The following is an 18,748-nucleotide window of genomic DNA, read 5'->3' on the forward strand; positions in this document are numbered from 1 at the left end:
AATAACACATTTAAATTTAAAAAATACCCCTATAACACATTGACTGAGCGACTAAAAAATGGTAATGTTGGCTTCGGAAGAAATTGTCCTTATTGTAAGGCAATTTTTTCGCATTTGGACAATTTTATGAAAATACTGTTTAATGGCTATCAAAATTTATTGCCACCACGCAACGGTCACCACTATGGCGGACCGCAAAGTTTTACTAATTCCTTTATTAATTACTTGAAACAAAAAACCAATCACACCTTCACGGCTATTATTTTAAGAAGTGACCAAAGAATCAAAGGCTCTGACTTAAAAATTAAAAAAACTAAAGAAGGCCCAAATAACTGGCTAACTATTCGGGCCAATTTAAAAATTAAAAAAATCATTAAAGCCTCAACAACCACCTTACCTTATGGCTATCAAGCAATTATTAAAAAATTGACTGCCGAGATAAAAAATATTCAACCAGATGTTATTTTATTTAATGGTTTTTCCGTACCTAATTGGTATTTGTTAAAAGCTGCTCACCAAAGTGGTTTGCCCATTTTAGTTGCCCATCACGGTTTATGGTTTAAAGACATTCAAGCCACTGGCCAGTTATATAGCAACTCTGGTAAAAAATTAGCCTTAAAAATGGAAAAAGATATTTATCTATTAGCTGATCAACAAATATTTTTTAATGATTTTAGTCAAAAAATTTTTACTACTAAAATTGGGGGTTTTTTCGCAAATAAAATAAACTACCTACCTCTACCCTATAATACTGTTTACTTAAATAAGAAAAAACCAGCCACGGCTAATAGTAAAATATTAAAAATCGGCTTAATCGGCCGTTGGGATAATATAAAAAATCACCGCGCCTTTTGGCAACTGGCTAAAACAACTACTAAACAAAAATTACCTTGGAAATTTTATTCCGTTACCCATTGGCCAGACAATAAACCACTTAATAATCTGCAAAAAAAATATAAAAAACATATCCAACTAGTCGGCCAAATGACGCCAGCTAAACTTAAAAAATTTTACCAGTCTATGAATCTACTAGTCCTACCCTCACATTTTGATGTGTCACCGACGGTTGTTATGGAAGCGGCTTTGCAAAATCGTCTAACCCTTATTTCGGCTAATGTCGGCTGGGTAAGTATTTATAAAAAATTCGGTTTAAACAAATTAATTGCTAACTTTAATCAACCTAAACAAATTATCAATCTCATAAAAAATAATACTAAACAACCGGCGCCAACAAAATTTTATAATTACATAAAAACCCAACATCATCCCAGTGAAGTGTTTAAAAAATATTTAAAACTAGCTTCCCTAGCTAAAAAATAGACTATGAAAATCGCCCAATTAGTTTCTAATTACCATCGTGTCAGTCCCAGCACCAAACAAGCCATTTATTCCCTAGTGGCCGCTTTAAGTAATGGTTTAACTAAACAAAATAATGAAGTAACCCTCTTCGCCAGTGGCGATTCTATTAGCCAAGCTAAATTAATCTCGGTAACTGCCAGCGCCACTTATAAATTGAATCTGGATGAACCAATGAAACGTTATCATTTGCATAATCTCATTTCCGAATGCTACAGACAGGCAGATAGTTTTGATATTATTCATTCTCATTTTAATTTATTATCTTCTTTTTACGCCGACTTAGTAAAAACGCCCAGCCTTAAATCCTTGCACAGTCCGATTAATACCGAGCTAAAACCCTTGCTAAAAAAATTCAAGCACCATAATTACATATCTTTTTCTTTGGCCCAGCGCAAACAAATGCCCGAACTTAACTGGGTAGCCAATATTTATCATGGCGTGGATACCCACAAATTCAAATTCAAATTGCGACCAAAAAATTATTTGATGTATTTAGGTAGAATTACCGAAGACAAGGGTGTCCACTTAGCTATTGAAGCGGCCCAAGCCGCCAAATTACCACTAGTCATTGCCGGTATGAGCTACGAAAACGAAGGCTATTGGCACAACGCCATTGAATCTAAGATTGATGGCAAAAATATTATTTATGCTGGCCAATTGGATTTTGATACTAAAATAGAATACTTAAGGAATGCCCGTGGCTTACTGTTTCCCACTCAATACGATGAAGTATTTGGTCTGGTAATGATAGAAGCTATGGCTTGTGGCACACCGGTTATCGGTTGGAAAAGTGGTTCCGTACCAGAAATAATTCAGCACAAACAAACCGGCTATGTGATTAAAAGTGTGACCGAAATGGTAAAAGCTATAAGCCATTTAGGTAAAATTAACCGTCAAGCTGCTCGTCAACGAGTGGAAAACTTATTCAGCATAGAAAAAATGGTACTTGGTTATGAAAAAGTTTATCAACGCATAGTAGAAGAACACCGCCAGCAGGCCGATAAAAACAACCTAACCAAATAAACCTTAATTATGTCTGGACAAAAAAATAAACTAGGTTTGGCTTTGGGTAGTGGTGGACCAAGAGGCTTAGCACATATTGGCGTACTTAAATTTTTAATTTCCAAAAACCTAAAACCAAACTTTTTAGCCGGCAGTAGTATAGGTGCCTGGGTGGCGGCGCATTATGCAGTGCACGAAAACATAGACAAACTTATTCAAGACACTCTGGGTAATAAGTGGGAAAAATTTTATTCATTATTAGAACCTGCTTGGTCTAGCGGGTTAATTCAAGGGCACCGACTAGAAAAATTATTACAGAATTTTTTGGGCACACCTAATTTCGAAGATTTAAAAATACCCTTAACTATAGTAGCCACTGATTATCAAACCGGCCAAATTATTAATATTAATTCTGGCCCTCTATTAACTGCTCTACGTGGCAGTATGGCCGTACCGCCGATTTTCCAACCAGTTAAATATCAAAATTATTTTTTAATAGACGGCGCCCTAAGCAATCCTGTACCAGTCCAATCTTTAAAAGCCATGGGGGCCAACCAAATAATCGCTGTTAATCTAAACCAATTAATTTCTGATCCAGAAACTAAAATTGATTTAAAGCCCTCCTTAACCCAAACCAGTCGCCGCAGTTTAAATATTATACACCATCATTTAGCTGATTTATCTTGCGCGGCAGCTGACGTTGTAATAACTCCCCAACTAAAAAACAATGGCTTTAAATCTTGGCGACAATATTTTACCGGCGATCACCACCAACAAATTATTGAACAAGGTTTTTTGGCTACCGAAACTAATTGGCCAAAAATAAAAAACCTGCTTAATTAAAAAGTGTCTCCTCTTAATTCTCGCCGACTGGCGAAAAATCTAAAAAGAGACACCAAGATATTTTCTGACTGACTTTCTTTACTGCATTTCTTCTTCACTGGCTTCAGTACCACAGGTGCATGGCTCATTACCGCATACTGGGCAAATGTCCATCATATAACTTTTCCTTATGCCTGCTGGCCAATTAATTGGCAGCAGAATTAAGATTAAGGGCCTTACTAAGGCCTTTTTATATTAGCATATTGACCTTAAAAATAAACCCCGCCAAAACATTGCTTTAAGTGGCTAAAATGTTAATCTTAAAACATATGAAAAATCAACCAACTAATCAAAGCAACGAAGGAATTGAACTACTTTATACTAAAGATTGCCAAGCTTGGCCAACTACTCTAGTTAACCTTAAAAAAGCCTTAGCCGAACTTAAAGTAACAGATAAACCTAAAATAATTAAAATAAACACTATTATTGAGGCCCAATTGTACAATTTTTTTGCTTCACCAGCCATTCATATTAATGGCCAAGATATTGATCCGACTGCTAGGCGCTCCCATAAACGGGGCCTAGGCTACGGCCGACCTTATTTTTACAATAAATCCAGCCACCCTTACCCCAGCGTTGAACAAATTAAATCCGCCCTGCAAAAACTATATTTTGATAAAGTTTAATATTTAGGTACACTATTAATACTCAAGACTAACAAAAAATTTATGCCTAACTCTTCTTTGGAACAATTATTCAGTCAAGCAGCTGAAGCTGGAGCCTCCGATCTTCACTTAGTGGCTGGCCAACCGCCAGTCATTAGATTACATGGCGCCTTAAAACCTATAAACGAAGGTGTCCTAAACGCCGATGTTCTACAAAAAATAGTTTATGGCATACTCAGTCCGGAAATAAAAACCAAACTAGAAAAAAATCGTGAACTAGATACTTCCTACCAAATTAGTGATGGTACCCGTTTTAGGGTGAACGTTTTTTACGAAAAAGGTAATTTAAGTTTAGCCGCCCGAGTAATTCCCACCACCATTCCCAGCCCAGAAGAATTATACTTACCAGAAGTTGCTCAAAATCTTACCAAATTAAATCATGGTTTAGTTTTAGTTACTGGGCCAACTGGCTCGGGTAAATCTACTTCCATTGCCTCTTTAATCGAAATGATTAATCAGCAAAGGAATTTAAATATAATAACTCTAGAAGATCCAATCGAATTTCTGTTTGAATCCAAAAAAAGCCTAATCCAACAAAGACAACTGGGCACGGATATGCTGTCCTTTGCTGAGGGGCTAAAGCATGTTTTAAGGCAGGATCCTAATGTTATTATGATTGGCGAAATGCGCGATCTAGAAACCATTTCTACCACTTTAACCTTAGCCGAAACCGGTCACTTGGTATTTGCCACCTTGCATACCAATAACGCTGCCGAAACTATTGATCGTATCGTGGATGTTTTTCCACCCCACAAACAAAACCAGGTTCGCCTTCAACTATCCCTTTCCTTACAAGCTGTGGTTTCACAAAGACTACTGCCCTTACTAGCCGGTGGCCGACGAGCAGCCTTTGAAGTCTTAATAAATAATCCAGCTGTTGCCAACCTCATAAGAGAAAATAAAATAGGCCAGATAAAATCTGTTATCCAAACCAGTGCCGACCAAGGTATGATAACCTTAGAAAGATCAGTTAAAGATTTATTGCAACAAGGTTTAATAAATGAAGAAATAGCCAGTCGACACATTAATCTGGAAGACTAGCCAAAATAAAAGACTTCCCGACTTGAAACCAAACAAACTTTATGTTACTTTGGGTGATGCTTTGATAAAGCATCTAAGGCTTCTTATCGACCCGTTCTTTTAAAAATTAACCAATCATTAAATCAAATACCATCTATCTAATTAGGCCCTCGTGGTGAAATGGATATCACGGCTGGCTTCGGACCAGTTATTGGGGGTTCGAATCCCTCCGGGGGCAAAATAATTAGCAGCCATCTAGTAACTTAGGGTCGTTAGCTCAATGGTAGAGCAGCTGCCTCTTAAGCAGTTGGTTACAGGTTCGAGTCCTGTACGACCCACCAAACGCTAAAAAATAATTACAGTTTATAGTCAGTAATTATTACTATATAAACTACAGACTAAGAACTACGAATTAAATTTATACGGGGTATAGCGCAGCTGGCTAGCTTGTCCCGCCTGGGGCGGGAAGGTCCTACTTGTTTTACTAAGCCAATTTGTTAACAAAAGCGATGATAAATTAAATAACGGGGTATAGCGCAGCTGGCTAGCGCGCCTGCTTTGGGAGCAGGAGGTCCTGGGTTCGAATCCCAGTACCCCGACCAATTCTAAATATGATCTGGCGACATTTAATTACCTTAGGATGTATTGCTTTAGGTGAATCTTTAATGATTCTGGCCCAAGTTTATGGAGCCAAAGCCTCTAGTTTAGGCCAACCCTTAGTAAATTTTTTTAAACTAAATAACTGGTACGGTTGGGTAACCATCCTAGGCGCTTTAATAGTTTTGCTAGGCTATCTTTATGGCATAAAATCGGCTGGACAAAATATCTGGCTGGTTACTTTAACTAGCTGGACTGCTATAATAATAGTCGAGGTGTCCCTTAACTGGTTTGTTTTTGGCAATTTACCACAAAGTAATGTTCGTTTAGGTTTTATATTAGTATTAATCGGCTTTATTCTAGCTAATATTTAATTTATTATCGGCGTGCCGCGGTAGCTCAATGGTAGAGCGCAGCCCTGAAGAGGCTGGCGTCGTCAGTTCGATTCTGACCCGCGGCACATTGGTAATAAAAATAAATAAAAGCTAAGCTTAAATAAAGACGGCTAAAATAAAGATTAAATCTTTAACCGTTAGTATTATGGATAAACAAAATCCCAAAAACGTCTTTGATGATTTAACTAACCGAACCATCTCTTGGGTTGGTTCTAAAAGTTCACTAGTTGTTCATACTATTTTGTTCGCTGGTTCTTTTTTGTTAGTTATAATGGGGGTTAATTTAGAAATAATTCTCTTAATTATTACTACTTTAGTTTCCTTAGAAGCTATTTATTTGGCAATTTTTATTCAATACAGTGTTAATCAACAATCCCAAACCCTAAGGGACGTAGCTGAAGATATTGAAGAAGTTACTGAAGATGTTAGCGAACTATCGGAAGAGGTAGAGGATATTTCTGAAGACGTAGAGGATATTTCTGAGGACGTAGAGGATATTTCCGAAGATGTAGAAGATATTTCAGAAAACTTAGAACAACGCTATGCCCATAAACATAGCCCAACTGATGAAATAAGTCTTGGACAACTGGAACAACAATTAAAAATATTACTAACCCAGGTTCATTCCCTAAAAACTAAAGAAAAATCCAGCCAACCACCAGCCATAACTGAAAAAAACCAACAAAACTAAGACGGGTTAACTGACACTATAAAAACTTTTCAAACTAAGAGCGGGTAGCACATAAATTATATTAGGTATTTTCTCCCGCACTTCAAAAATTATTATTCTATACTTGGAGCGGGTATCGTATAACGGTTATTATCTCAGTTTTCCAAACTGATGACGCGGGTTCGACTCCCGCTACCCGCTCCAAGTATAGAAATAAAATAATTACTAGAAGTTCACCACCCCAGAAAAAGACTCACTTTTATACCTTTAGCGGGTCTTTTTCTTTTTCAGAATTAAACAAGTCAACGATTTTATTTAATGTTATACTAAAGACCATGGATAATGATCTCTACCAACAAATTTACCTGCTAGTAAAGAAAATTCCCCAAGGCCGGGTGGCTACTTATGGCCAAATCGCGGCAGCTTTAGGTAAACCTCAAGGTTCACGTTTAGTAGGCTGGGCCTTAAGTGTTTGTCCCAATGACGTACCTTGGCACAGAGTTATAAACCGCAAGGGCATGATTTCTATAACTAACCGGAACCTTAGTAAACAAGAACAAGCTAACTTATTAACCCAAGAAGGCATAACAGTAACCGAAAAAGCTGGAAATTTTTGGGTTGATTTAGATAAACATCTTTGGTTGGGCAATCTATGATAAATAAAATTAGCCAAAATACCCTAGTCCAATTAATAGGTAAAATAATCAGCACAATTATCGGCTTAATTGTAGTAGCTTTAATGACTAGAGCTTTAGGTGCAGCTGGCTTTGGTAGCTATACAACCATCGTAACTTTTTTACAATTCTTTGGAATTTTAGTCGACCTGGGATTAACCATGACCTTAGCCCGTGAACTAGGCAAACAAACAATACCGGCTGATAAACTGCTTAGTAATTTACTTTCTTTACGTACTATCTTAAGCGGTTTTATATTCGCCCTAGCTCCACTAGTCGCTTGGCTACTGCCTTATCCTAAAGAAATTGTTGTGGGTATTGCTTTAACCAGTTTGGCTTTTTTCTTAAGCAGTTTAAGCCAAAACTTTACTGCGGTTTTTCAATATCATCTAAAAAGTCAAAGGTTAATACTAGCTGAATTATCCGGCCGTTTAATCCTACTACTAGGTACTTTAGGTTGTTTTTTAACTAAGCAACCGCTTAATTATTATTTATTAATTTTAATTCTGTCCAACACTGCCTCGGCTGGCGCTATTTTGTGGCAGGCTTATAAACTATCACCTTTCTATTGGCAAATAGATAAAAAAATTTGGCACTACTTATGGCAAGTCACTTGGCCGGTGGCTTTAACTATTGCTTTAAATTTAATTTATTTTAAAACCGATACCATTATTCTGTCTTTATTTAGACCACTGGAAGAAGTTGGTTTATATGGTGCCGCTTATAAAGTTTTGGAAGTTCTTTTAGCTGTACCAGCCATTATTGGTGGACTAGTCCTACCTTTAGCTGCCCGCTACAAACAACAAGCCCAGCCAGATAATTTACAAAAATTGTTCAGCGGCACTTTTGACAGTTTATTGGCCGGCGGACTGGCTGTAATAATCGGCAGTTTAATATTAGGAGAAAAAATTATGGTCGCTTTAGCTGGTCCTAATTTTGCTGTGGCCGGACAAATTTTAGTTATTTTAAGCTTGGCTACAGCTTTAATATTTTTGGGCAATGCTCTTGGTTACTTTATTTTTGCTTTAGACAAACAGAAAAAAATGTTCTTACTTTACGGATTAGCGGCCCTTGGCGCCCTAACAAGTTACTTAATATTTATTCCCCAAAACGGTATTTGGGCAGCAGCTTGGATTACCGTAGCTGTGGAAGCGATAATGACTTTGGGTAGTTTAATAATGCTTTATCGTTGGGGTTTAAAACCAACACTGTACCGTTGGCCCAAAATAATTCTAGCCAGCCTTCTTTTGGCTGTTGGTCTTAGCCTACCCTTGGTTTGGTGGCTAAATATTTTAATCGGCGGCTTAATTTATTTAGTGGCCTTGTGGAAATTAAAACTTATACCCAAAGAAGAGTTGTTCTCAAATAACTAATCAAACTTAACAGCAAAACTATACATGCCCATAGAACAAACACCGCGCAAGGTGCCTTGGGCTTGAGTAGCTGTTAAATTAATTTCCTCCACCGCACTAGGTGACAAAAATTTCTGATAATTAAGTTTGGGAATAGTTAAAGCAGTAGAACAATCAAAAGTATTATTGGTTTTTATTCTAAGTACTGTCGGCTGATTAGCTGTGGCTAGCAAACTCCTAGGATAATAACCGCCCTTGGCGGTTATATTTATATATTGGACACCATCTTCCATATAAACCAAAGAGGAGTCGCCACTAACAGGTTCTCCCGCTGGCGGACCGACAAAAATTAAATAACCAGTTAAAACCAAAGAAATAACAGCCAACAAAGAACCTAAAACTATAATTAACTTCATAAATTATAAATTAAATAAAGGCGCTATTAAACCAGCCCCGGCTAAAGCATTTAATAAATTAAAAACCGCTAAAACTATTATTACCAAACCAGCGGTTTTAAAAAAGTAGCCGCGCCAAGATTTAGCTTGCAAATTAAAAGAACTAAAAGACAAAAGCCACAAAACCGGCAGGGTGCCTAAGGCAAAAAACAACATAGTCAAACCGCCTTGCCAAAAATCTTTAACTGACAAAGTGTAAAACTGCATAGCTTGAGTAAAACCGCAAGGCAAAAAGAAAGTTAAAGCTCCCAATAAAGCCGCTAAAGTCCAGCGCTCGGCTTTAATTTTATTCAAATGACCACCCAAACTAACCGGCAATCTTAATTGCCACTGGCGGGTAAAAGTAAAAACATTAAGTAAATTAAAACCCAACAACAACATGACTATATTAATTACCAAGGCCAAAATTAAATTTCCTTTAATTCCCAAATTAAAAGACTGTCCCAACCAACCAATTAAACCGCCCAAAATAAAAAAACCTACCAGCCGCCCAACATGAAACCAATAATGAACAGCCCGGCCGCCGCCTTGTTTGGCGTAATTAGCCGATAAGGATAAAACCAACCCGCCAACTACGGCCAAACAAGTGGACAAAGAAGCTACTAAACCAATTGTTAAGGCTGTGCCATAAGTAACTTTAGAAGAATTTATTAAATTAACTATGCCCAATTTTTGTAAAACAATAAATAAAATAATAACTAATAAAGACAAGGGTATAGCCCATTTAAATTCACTGTAGTCCGCCATGGGTTTAACCGGCTTGTCTGACAGGCTATAGCCATGCTGTCTGATGACTTGATTTATTTTTTCCTGTATAACAGCTTCGTCTATAGAAACATCTGTCCTTAACTTTAAAACCTGTCGGCTTAAGCTAACCTCGGCCTGGCCTTGACCCGATAAAACTTCCTCGGCTGCCTGCTTAACCAGCAAAGTGCAAGCTGCGCAATGCATACCACTGATATGAAAAGTATAATCTGTAGGCATATTTTAAAGTTTATAATTTTTTAGTTTTTATTCTTAAAGAATTAGCTACAACCGATACTGAAGACATAGCCATAGCAAAACCAGCAAAAACCGGGCTTAATAACCAACCAAATAACGGATAAAATAAACCAGCCGCCAAAGGAATACCCACAATATTATAAATAAAAGCCCAAAAAAGATTTTGCTTAATACCCGTCATGGTTATTTTAGAAAGCTTTATGGCTTTAACTAATTTAGAAATATCCCCCCGCAAAAGAGTAATACCGGCCGACTCAATAGCTACGTCTGTACCAGTGGCCATAGCAATACCCACATCAGCTTGAGCCAAGGCTGGAGCGTCGTTTACTCCATCGCCGGCCATGGCCACCATTAATCCTTGGGCTTGTAAATCTTTTATCTTAATAAGTTTATCCTGTGGTAAAACCTCTGCCTTAACCTCGTTAACCCCCACCAGCGACCCTATATATTGAGCCGTTTCCATATTATCTCCGGTTAACATAACCACTTTAATACCCAAAGCTTGTAAATCTTTTACTGCTTGAGTTGAAGCTTTTTTTATAGTATCAGCCACCATAATAAAACCCAAAACTTTATCCTTAGTAGCTAAGATTACCGGGGTTTTACCTTGAATTGTAAATTTCTTAAGTTCCTCTAAATCCAAAACCAAATTAAGATCACTCACTAATTTGATATTACCAATAAAATATTCCTGGCCACTAATTAATCCGCGAACTCCCCTGCCTGGTAAATTTTCAAAATCTATAACCTCCACTAAGTCAATATTTTTTTCTTGCGCGTAATTAACTATTGATTGAGCAATAGGATGCTCTGATTTATTTTCCAACGAAGCAATCAGGGAAATAAATTCTGTCTCCTGGTGATTGGATAAATTTTTTATATCTACCAAAGTCGGTTTACCTTCTGTAAGAGTGCCGGTTTTATCAACCACGACAACTTTTACTTTATGAAGCTTTTCTAAAGTAGCGGCATCTTTTATTAAAATACCTTCTTTGGCCCCTTTCCCCACACCAACAATTATAGCTGTCGGTGTAGCCAAACCTAAGGCACAAGGACAAGCAATAACTAAAATACCGACAAAAGAACTAAGACCAAAGGACAAAGCCTGCGGCAAACCTAAAGATTGGTAACCAATAACCAGCCAAGCGCCAAGTGTTATTAGGGCGCCAACCAAAACAATAGGCACAAAAACGCTAGAAATTTTATCTGCCAAGGCTTGAATTGGGGCTTTGCTACCTTGGGCCTCTTGCACCATTTTTATAATTTGAGCCAATAAAGTTTGACCACCGACTTTAGTGGCCTTAAATATAAAAGAACCGCTGGCGTTTATTGTTCCAGCCACAACAGTATCCCCGACTTTTTTTTGTATGGGCATGGATTCGCCTGTAACCAAAGATTCATCTACAAAAGAAGTTCCTTGAGTTACTAACCCATCCACCGGAATTTTAGCGCCCGGTTTAACAATAATTAAATCATTTAATTGAACTTCCTTTATGGAAATTTCTACTTCTTGACTACCCCGAACCACCAAAGCGGTTTTAGCTTGTAGGTCTAATAACTTAGTAATAGCGTCACCAGTTTTTATTTTGGATTTAGTTTCTAAATATTTACCTAAAGCAATAAAAGTAATAACTACAATTGTTACATCATAATATTGATAATCCACATTTATAAAAGGCCGAAGGATTTCTTCAAAAACTTTAAGAGCAAAACTATATAAATAAGCAGCCAGAGTACCCAAACCAATTAAGGTGTCCATATTAGCTTTGCCGTATCGAATAAATCTATAAAAACCTAACAAATAAGGCTTGCCCACCACAAACAAAATATAAGTCGCCAGTAAAGGCAATAAATAATGAAAGAAATTACTTATAACCGGATTCATGGCACTCACAATTTTATACTGAGCCAAAATATCCCAAAGCATAGCCAAAATAGCCAATCCGGCCATAGGCAAAGCTGATAATATTTTTACTTTCATGTCGGCTAATTCGGATAACTTTTCCTGTTTTGCCTGATCGTTAAAAGATTCATTAAAATCCCCAGACTTGGCTTGCTTATTAACTAAGGCGATCTCTTGGTTGGCTTTTGGAAAAACCAAAGAATAACCCAAGGGAACAATCTTTTCAGAAAGATTTTGAGGATTAGTTTTTAATTCATCAAAAGACAACTTGACTGATTCTGTAGCGTAATTAACCTCTACCAATTTAACACCGGGGGTTTTTTTAAGGGTACTTTCTATAATATTAGCGCAAGAAGCGCAATGCATACCCTTAATTTTAAAGGTCTGTTCCATAAATTACTTGCGCTTTAAACGATAAACTTTCAAAATTTCTTTTTGGGCCTTAGCCTGCTGACCCGACATCATTTGGTCTAAAGTGCAGGTGGCCAAATGATTTTCCAATAAAATATCTTCGATATTAGATAAAGCCTGCTTAACCGCCGAGGTCTGGGTGATAATATCTATACAGTATTTTTTCTGCTCCACCATATTTTGCAAACCCCTAACCTGACCCTCCACTATTTTTAAACGGCGGATTAACCGAGTTTGATGAGAAGAAGAATGATGATGTTTCATAATGTTTTAATTATATACCCCCCTGGGGGTATTGTCAATTAATTAATCAAATCTGCCCCAAACTTTGGTCTAGATATAAAAAGACAAGACAAATAATAACAGTTATAATTGACTAGCTGGCCTAACAATCATATACTTAGGTACGCTAAAATAGAGACAACTAAAACCTTTGGAGAGGTCGCATAGTGGTCTAGTGCGCTGGTCTCGAAAACCGGTATCCCCAAAAGGGATCGAGGGTTCGAATCCCTCCCTCTCCGCCATCCTTCGCTAAAGCTACGGATTGGCAGGCCATGTCTATGTACTATACTTATATATTATTAAGTTCAAAATCGCATATTTTTTATTTTGGTTCAACCAAAAATATTAAAGAACGATTAAAACTACATAATACTGGACAAGTTTTATCAACTAAACCACATCTACCATGGAAGCTTGTATGGTACTGTGCTTTTGAAACAGAAAAACAAGCTAGAGATTTTGAACTTTACTTAAAATCGGGATCTGGTAAATCATTTGCTTATAAAAGGTTTGTTTCGGTAGCTTTAGCAAAGGATTTTAAGGAAGGGAGAAAAAGTAGTCCGAAGTCAACCCGAAGCAAAAGCGAAGGGTGACGCAGGATACCTCCCGCCTCCGCCAGGAGAAGGCCGTTCATCCTTTATGGGTGGACGGCGTTCTTCTTGTTGAAGAAAGGAGGATTCGAAGGGTATAATAAGGGTTTTTGAAAAATAAAAAGCCGATTTCGTCAGGAAGTCGGTTTTTATTCTAATATAGAATATGGCAATTTGGAATAATACACAATGGAATATTATCATATACATATATGCCAAGAGCAATTTATCAAGATGACCACAAGAAAATCGTTGAACGCTTGAAACAAGCGCGTCTTGAGATTGGTCTTGGACAGGTTGAAGTTGCAGAAAAGCTCGGCAGAACTCAGTCGTATGTATCAAAGATTGAATCAGGGCAGAGGCGATTTGATGTACTACAACTCAAAGAGTTTGCGAAACTTTATAAAAAATCCTTGGATTTTTTCGTGAAGTAACATGAACCATAACCATAAAATTATAATTACCAAACAAGATGTTATTCCGTACATCTATTTTGTGTGCTCAATGGCTCAGCGAGGCAGGATGTATGGAGGTCTTAGTGGTAAAAGTGATTATATTGGAGGAGTTTTTGATCGTTGGATTAACATAATTCCCGAAAGTGTAATTTTCAACAAATATTTTTTGCCCAAAATAGCAAATAATCTATCAGTCATTTCTGACTATTATGAATATGACCCAAAGAAATCAGGTATAGCTCCTGATGTACTTGGCATAAGAGTTGGTGAAGATTCTAAGCCTTTTGTTGAATATGTAAATAAATGGAAAGCATTGAATGGTACTCCACAGATTGAGGTAAAATCCTTCAAAAAAGCACAGTATATGGTTAGTTTGAGAAACCAAGGGTATGACAATAAATACCTTGTCATGGTTGAAACAAATCTAGACAGTGATTACTTATTGCCATTTTTTGAACAAACAGTCTTCAGTGAAGATGTCTATAACAAACTTAAAATGGACGATAGTATTTTTATTAAATCTAATGCTAACAATGACTTATCTTCTGTTACAAAAATCAACCGAAAGAATACAGATTTAGGTTCACTAAAACTTATAACTGTTTGCTCAGCAAAAGATTTTATGTCTTTTTCAACTCTTTGCTCCTCAAACGAGAGTCCAATTTATGTAAAAGAAGTAAATGAAACTAGAACTGCAAAAACGACTACAATTATAACGCCTTTATCTAACTATCTAACAAAAAATAATAACAATTTATATAGTTGGAATAATAATTTTTTAGACAAAAATAACAAACACAAAATACTAGATGTTCATATTGACGACATTCAAAATATTGATTTTGTAAAAAATAGCAAAAGCTCTATTACTATAACAACAAAAGGTAAAGCGACTATGAATAATGTGGTTTTGGAAGCAAATAAAACCTATATTATTAAGTTCCAACTATTAGATCGTTCTTCAAACAATGGTGAGGAGTATTTTATGCATAAATCCGTTATTGATAGAATACCTAGTAAAGAGGCCGTTATGTTAGACTCTATAAAGCAATATATAAAATAATTATTGCATTGCTCTCATCATCTCTTTTGCCACAGCTTCAATAACAGGCACACTTACCGAATTTCCAGCTTGCTTGTATAGTGCCGAATCAGAAATTTTTGGAAGTTTGTAATTTTTTGAAAAACCTTGAATTCTAAAACACTCTAAAGGGGTTAATTTCCTTATACCTTTTTTATCTTTTATAATTGGCACATTATGTCCACCCATCCCCATATTGGCAGTTAATGTCGGACAAACACCACTCTTATTTTCTCTTACATACTGTCTACGCCATTGATAAACTTTGCCAGATTCTTTTACTGATCCTTTTAATTTTTCAAATAAAGGTTTTCCATTGTAATAGTATTTTTCTGGCACATTATCTTCGAGCAAATCAGTTATTCCTACACTTAATTTTACTGGGTTAGGAAACTCAAATCTGTCGTGATAAAGCTTGTTTTTAAATCCAACAATATAAATACGCTCACGGTTTTGCGGAACATTACCATATTCCATTGTGTTTAAAACTTTTGTCTTTACATAGTATCCAAGATCTCTCAATGTTTCTTCAATAATTCTAAATGTTTTTCCACCATCATGACTTTTTAAATTTTTTACATTTTCTAGCAAGAAACCCTCTGGTTTTCGTTCGTCAATAATTCGCGCAACATCAAAAAACAGGTTTCCTCTTCCTTTTTCATCATTAAATCCTTGCCTATAGCCAGCAATTGAAAAAGCTTGGCAAGGAAAACCGCCTAAGAGAAAATCAAATTCAGGAAGATCATCAATTCCTATTTTTCTGATATCTTCAACGACTAACTTTGAATCACGAAAATTCAAATCATAAGTATCACGGCACGAAGCCTCAAAGTCATTAGCAAAAACAGTCTTAAAACCTGCATTCTCAAAACCTATACGAATACCACCAACACCAGCAAAAAGATCTATCGTCCTAAACCCGTGTTTTGTCTTGTTCTTTTTAATTTCGTGTATTGGTTCATTTGTAGGATTGCTTATTACTTGGACAACAACACCTCTAACTTCAACATCAGTCCTGAATAAGGTTGGAATACTGGGATTTCTTGGAACAAGCTCAAAACCCTTTCCTTTCCTGTATAATCTTTTTAAAGTTGCCTCGTTGTCATCAATAATTGCGACAACAGTCTGTCCATTTTCCGCAACTGATTGATGTTTGATAACGACAATATCTCCATCAAATATTCCATCATCAATCATCGAATCCCCAACAACACAGAGAGCATAATATCCTTTTGCAGTTTTGATTTGTGGATTTATAACAGAAACGAAACCGTCTCTCTCTTCTATTGCAGGCAATGGATATCCAGCTTTAATACTTCCGAGTATCGGAATCTCAATAACGGATTTAATTTCTTTTTTAGGAGTCAGGTTTCTTGCTGAATTATCTGATTTTGAAAGATACCCCTTTTCTCTTAGGGATTTGATATGCTCATGAATAGTAGAAACCGCTTTTAATTTCAGTTTTTTTCGTATTTCCTCAATGGTTGGAGCGATACCATTCTCTGATAGGTATGAGTTTATAAAATCAAAGACTTCTTTTTGCTTTTTCGTAAGATTCGACATATTGTTTTAAAAATCCATTTACGCTACAATTTTAGTATAACCGAATAAAAACCGAAAAGTAAAGCATAGGTTATCCACAATCGTATGGAAAATTTAAATACAAAATTTGAGATAAGTAAAAAACTTTCTGAAAAGATTAGTGAGTCACTTCCCTTTGTTATTAGTTCTCTTCAAAAAACTAAATTTCAATATGCTGGAAAAGCTCTAGTCTCTTTTATTTCTAAGAGTGGTTATTTACTAAATTCAATATTACTCTCTTGCAATAATTCTGACATATATTCATCCTCAATCTTATTTCGGTCTCTTATTGAACATAATTTCAAATACTTATACATTTTTGTTAGGACTCTCAATGAAAATTCTGACGATGTTGGTAAGGAGTATTACTGCTCGCTTAAAGGTTTTGAGGATCTAAAGTCTGTTCAAAAAATTCTTAATTACAATAAATTAACATTTCCAGAAAAGACCCAGTGGAATACCAAAAGTAAAAATAATAAAAATTTGAGTGAAATTGGTAAAAAATTTGATATAGATAAGATATTTCAGTATCTAATCAATAACAATAATCACGATAATAAAATTCTTGAAAAGTATAAAAAAGAGTATCTTTTAGAAAGATTAACTGAATATACAAACATGTCATCTAGTGTCCACGGAGGGCCTTTTGGAGAATTTGCGTTATTAGAAATCAAGAAAGATAAAAATAAATTTAGTAAAACTTTAAACAAGTTTATAGACGATTCATTAATGCTACATAAGAGTATGGTTGAAACAACATATTTATTTTCTTCTTTAATGGATTATGAAACTGATAAATTTTATCAAGAAATTCGTAATCTTAAATAATAATCTGGGAGTCCACTTTGTGCGTGCACTGGGCGGGTGGGGGCAAGCACATATAAACTTGTTGTGCCTAGCACAATCCGCTTTTTAGAGTTACCACAGGCTCAATCGAATCCATAGAGCGAATGCGAACGGCCTATGCGAGGCGCGAGTGTCATTCGTCAAAATCCTGCGGATTTTGCCCGAAATACATTCAAACTTCGCCAAAAAACACCTACCTTTTACGGGTGTTTTTATTTTAATTGAATAAGGGTATCCCAAAAGGTATAATAAAAACTAATTATGCTCATCAAACCCATCAAAACTCGTGTCTTTAAACCCAAAAACAACCTGCTTAAATTTATTAACCAACACGTCAAAAAACTAAAAAATGGCGACGTGCTAGTGATAACTTCCAAAATCGTAAGCCTGGCGCAAGGACGCGTTAAAAAAACAATCAATAATAAAACTCGGGAAAGGCTGATAAAACAAGAAAGCCAGTTTATAATGCGTGGGGTAAGAACCTGGTTAACTGTAAAAGACGGCGTGGTAATGACTTCGGCTGGGGTAGATAGGTCTAATGGCAATGGCCAAATAATTCTGCTACCAAAAAATAGTTTTGCAGTGGCGCAAAAAATAAGACTGGCTTTGTTAAAAAAATTCAAATTAAAAAATTTAGGCGTCTTAATTACCGACAGCCGGTCTTTACCGCTTCGGGCTGGTAGTTTGGCTGTGGCTATGGGCTATGCTGGTTTTAAAGGACTAGTGCCTAAAAAAGGCAGTTACGATATGTTTAAGCAGCCGCTTAAAACCACGCGCATTAATATTGGCGATAGCTTGGCCACAGCGGCGGTTTTAGCTATGGGCGAAACCAATGAACAAACACCCTTAGCTATTGTAAACGGGGCGCCAATAATTTTTACTGACAAAAAAATAAACCGCCGTGAATTAATTATTAATCCCTTACACGACAACTTTAAACCGTTTTTTGATAAACTGTCCACCAGCCGGAAATTAAAAAAATTATTAAACTAATTTATGTTTAAAAAAATTTATTGCCCAATACTTTTACTTATTTTAGCTGGCCTGGCTTGGTTAATTTTTTATAAAACAACCAACAACAATCCTCCGCAACTAGCTGCCAATCTTAGCCAATATATAAATTCATCGGCCCAGGATATAGAAATATTTACACCTCCCATCAACTCGCCTATAACTAGCCCCTTAGTTATTACCGGCCAAGCTCGCGGCTACTGGTTTTTTGAAGCTTCTTTTCCCATAAAAATTACTGACGAGCAAGGTAACTTATTAGGCCAAACCATTGCCCAAGCGCAAAGCGATTGGATGACAAAAAACTGGGTACCTTTTACAGCTGAACTTAAATTTAAGACTGAACCTACAACTAGCTCTAATCTGTGGTTAATTTTTGATAAAGATAATCCATCGGGCGAACCACAATTTAATGCCAGTCTGCACTACCCTATTTTAAAAAGTAATTAGCCTTTACAAAAGGCTTTTATTTTAGTCTAGTTTATGCTAGGGTAACAGTGTTAAAAGTCTTTAAATCA

Annotated in this window: 20 protein-coding genes and 6 tRNA genes; 21 read left to right on the plus strand and 5 right to left on the minus strand. The window is 36.3% G+C overall.

Annotated features, from left to right (window positions below; translation table 11 throughout):
• Nucleotides 1–126 precede the first annotated feature (126 nt).
• The 14 genes from KKC17_02390 to KKC17_02455 all read left to right on the plus strand — a co-directional run bounded on the left by KKC17_02390 (nucleotide 127) and on the right by KKC17_02455 (nucleotide 8,637).
• Entirely contained in the window at nucleotides 127–1,320 is a 1,194-nt protein-coding gene (locus KKC17_02390) for a glycosyltransferase (protein MBU1039059.1), read from the plus strand.
• Between the two features lie 3 nt (nucleotides 1,321–1,323).
• Entirely contained in the window at nucleotides 1,324–2,382 is a 1,059-nt protein-coding gene (locus tag KKC17_02395; GenBank protein MBU1039060.1) for a glycosyltransferase family 4 protein, read from the plus strand.
• Between the two features lie 9 nt (nucleotides 2,383–2,391).
• Nucleotides 2,392–3,204: a patatin-like phospholipase family protein gene (locus KKC17_02400; protein MBU1039061.1), complete on the plus strand. Its 813-nt coding sequence runs from the start codon at nucleotides 2,392–2,394 to the stop codon at nucleotides 3,202–3,204.
• 308 nt (nucleotides 3,205–3,512) lie between these two features.
• Nucleotides 3,513–3,869: a DUF2703 domain-containing protein gene (locus KKC17_02405; protein MBU1039062.1), complete on the plus strand. Its 357-nt coding sequence runs from the start codon at nucleotides 3,513–3,515 to the stop codon at nucleotides 3,867–3,869.
• A 42-nt stretch (nucleotides 3,870–3,911) separates the two neighbouring features.
• Complete coding sequence (locus KKC17_02410) at nucleotides 3,912–4,949, plus strand: type IV pilus twitching motility protein PilT (GenBank protein ID MBU1039063.1); 1,038 nt, start codon at nucleotides 3,912–3,914, stop codon at nucleotides 4,947–4,949.
• Nucleotides 4,950–5,094: 145 nt separating this feature from the next.
• Nucleotides 5,095–5,166: transfer RNA gene (locus KKC17_02415), tRNA-Arg, on the plus strand.
• A 28-nt stretch (nucleotides 5,167–5,194) separates the two neighbouring features.
• Nucleotides 5,195–5,269, plus strand: a tRNA-Lys gene (locus KKC17_02420).
• A gap of 184 nt (nucleotides 5,270–5,453) precedes the next feature.
• Nucleotides 5,454–5,530 (plus strand) — tRNA-Pro (locus KKC17_02425).
• Nucleotides 5,531–5,539: 9 nt separating this feature from the next.
• The gene (locus KKC17_02430; GenBank protein ID MBU1039064.1) at nucleotides 5,540–5,899 is read left to right on the plus strand and encodes a hypothetical protein; all 360 of its coding nucleotides are present in this window, start codon (nucleotides 5,540–5,542) and stop codon (nucleotides 5,897–5,899) included.
• Between the two features lie 14 nt (nucleotides 5,900–5,913).
• Nucleotides 5,914–5,985 (plus strand) — tRNA-Phe (locus KKC17_02435).
• A gap of 80 nt (nucleotides 5,986–6,065) precedes the next feature.
• Nucleotides 6,066–6,611: a hypothetical protein gene (locus KKC17_02440; GenBank protein ID MBU1039065.1), complete on the plus strand. Its 546-nt coding sequence runs from the start codon at nucleotides 6,066–6,068 to the stop codon at nucleotides 6,609–6,611.
• Between the two features lie 108 nt (nucleotides 6,612–6,719).
• Nucleotides 6,720–6,794: transfer RNA gene (locus KKC17_02445), tRNA-Gly, on the plus strand.
• A gap of 131 nt (nucleotides 6,795–6,925) precedes the next feature.
• Entirely contained in the window at nucleotides 6,926–7,246 is a 321-nt protein-coding gene (locus tag KKC17_02450) for an MGMT family protein (GenBank protein ID MBU1039066.1), read from the plus strand.
• On the plus strand, nucleotides 7,243–8,637 hold the full coding sequence (locus KKC17_02455; protein MBU1039067.1) for a flippase: 1,395 nt from the start codon (nucleotides 7,243–7,245) through the stop codon (nucleotides 8,635–8,637). Before KKC17_02450 ends, KKC17_02455 begins: the two co-directional genes overlap by 4 nt.
• On the opposite strand, the gene KKC17_02460 is transcribed toward KKC17_02455, so the two are convergent.
• From KKC17_02460 to KKC17_02475, 4 genes are read right to left on the minus strand one after another with little or no spacing between them, the layout of a single operon-like run.
• The gene (locus KKC17_02460) at nucleotides 8,634–9,032 is read right to left on the minus strand and encodes a hypothetical protein (GenBank protein ID MBU1039068.1); all 399 of its coding nucleotides are present in this window, start codon (nucleotides 9,030–9,032) and stop codon (nucleotides 8,634–8,636) included. The genes KKC17_02455 and KKC17_02460 overlap by 4 nt on opposite strands.
• 3 nt (nucleotides 9,033–9,035) lie before the next feature.
• Nucleotides 9,036–10,055: a sulfite exporter TauE/SafE family protein gene (locus KKC17_02465; protein MBU1039069.1), complete on the minus strand. Its 1,020-nt coding sequence runs from the start codon at nucleotides 10,053–10,055 to the stop codon at nucleotides 9,036–9,038.
• A 10-nt stretch (nucleotides 10,056–10,065) separates the two neighbouring features.
• The gene (gene cadA, locus KKC17_02470) at nucleotides 10,066–12,369 is read right to left on the minus strand and encodes a cadmium-translocating P-type ATPase (GenBank protein ID MBU1039070.1); all 2,304 of its coding nucleotides are present in this window, start codon (nucleotides 12,367–12,369) and stop codon (nucleotides 10,066–10,068) included.
• Between the two features lie 3 nt (nucleotides 12,370–12,372).
• The gene (locus KKC17_02475) at nucleotides 12,373–12,651 is read right to left on the minus strand and encodes a metal-sensitive transcriptional regulator (protein MBU1039071.1); all 279 of its coding nucleotides are present in this window, start codon (nucleotides 12,649–12,651) and stop codon (nucleotides 12,373–12,375) included.
• A gap of 171 nt (nucleotides 12,652–12,822) precedes the next feature.
• Here KKC17_02475 and KKC17_02480 point away from each other — a divergent pair.
• The 4 genes from KKC17_02480 to KKC17_02495 all read left to right on the plus strand — a co-directional run bounded on the left by KKC17_02480 (nucleotide 12,823) and on the right by KKC17_02495 (nucleotide 14,777).
• Nucleotides 12,823–12,911, plus strand: a tRNA-Ser gene (locus tag KKC17_02480).
• Between the two features lie 36 nt (nucleotides 12,912–12,947).
• On the plus strand, nucleotides 12,948–13,262 hold the full coding sequence (locus KKC17_02485; GenBank protein ID MBU1039072.1) for a GIY-YIG nuclease family protein: 315 nt from the start codon (nucleotides 12,948–12,950) through the stop codon (nucleotides 13,260–13,262).
• A 209-nt stretch (nucleotides 13,263–13,471) separates the two neighbouring features.
• Nucleotides 13,472–13,693, plus strand: coding sequence for a helix-turn-helix domain-containing protein (locus tag KKC17_02490; protein MBU1039073.1), 222 nt, complete (start codon nucleotides 13,472–13,474; stop codon nucleotides 13,691–13,693).
• 70 nt (nucleotides 13,694–13,763) lie between these two features.
• Entirely contained in the window at nucleotides 13,764–14,777 is a 1,014-nt protein-coding gene (locus KKC17_02495) for a hypothetical protein (GenBank protein ID MBU1039074.1), read from the plus strand.
• On the opposite strand, the gene lexA is transcribed toward KKC17_02495, so the two are convergent.
• Entirely contained in the window at nucleotides 14,778–16,358 is a 1,581-nt protein-coding gene (lexA, locus tag KKC17_02500; protein MBU1039075.1) for a transcriptional repressor LexA, read from the minus strand.
• A gap of 84 nt (nucleotides 16,359–16,442) precedes the next feature.
• On the opposite strand from lexA, the gene KKC17_02505 reads away from it, so the two are divergent.
• The 3 genes from KKC17_02505 (at nucleotide 16,443) to KKC17_02515 (ending at nucleotide 18,680) form a co-directional block, all read left to right on the plus strand.
• The gene (locus KKC17_02505) at nucleotides 16,443–17,204 is read left to right on the plus strand and encodes a hypothetical protein (GenBank protein ID MBU1039076.1); all 762 of its coding nucleotides are present in this window, start codon (nucleotides 16,443–16,445) and stop codon (nucleotides 17,202–17,204) included.
• Between the two features lie 279 nt (nucleotides 17,205–17,483).
• Entirely contained in the window at nucleotides 17,484–18,215 is a 732-nt protein-coding gene (locus KKC17_02510) for a coenzyme F420-0:L-glutamate ligase (protein ID MBU1039077.1), read from the plus strand.
• Between the two features lie 3 nt (nucleotides 18,216–18,218).
• A complete protein-coding gene (locus tag KKC17_02515) occupies nucleotides 18,219–18,680 on the plus strand; it encodes a Gmad2 immunoglobulin-like domain-containing protein (GenBank protein MBU1039078.1) in 462 nt (153 codons plus the stop codon).
• Nucleotides 18,681–18,748 lie beyond the last annotated feature (68 nt).

The sequence above is a fragment of the Patescibacteria group bacterium genome (assembly GCA_018817715.1).
Classification (GTDB): domain Bacteria; phylum Patescibacteriota; class Patescibacteriia; order Veblenbacterales; family UBA10138; genus JAHITT01.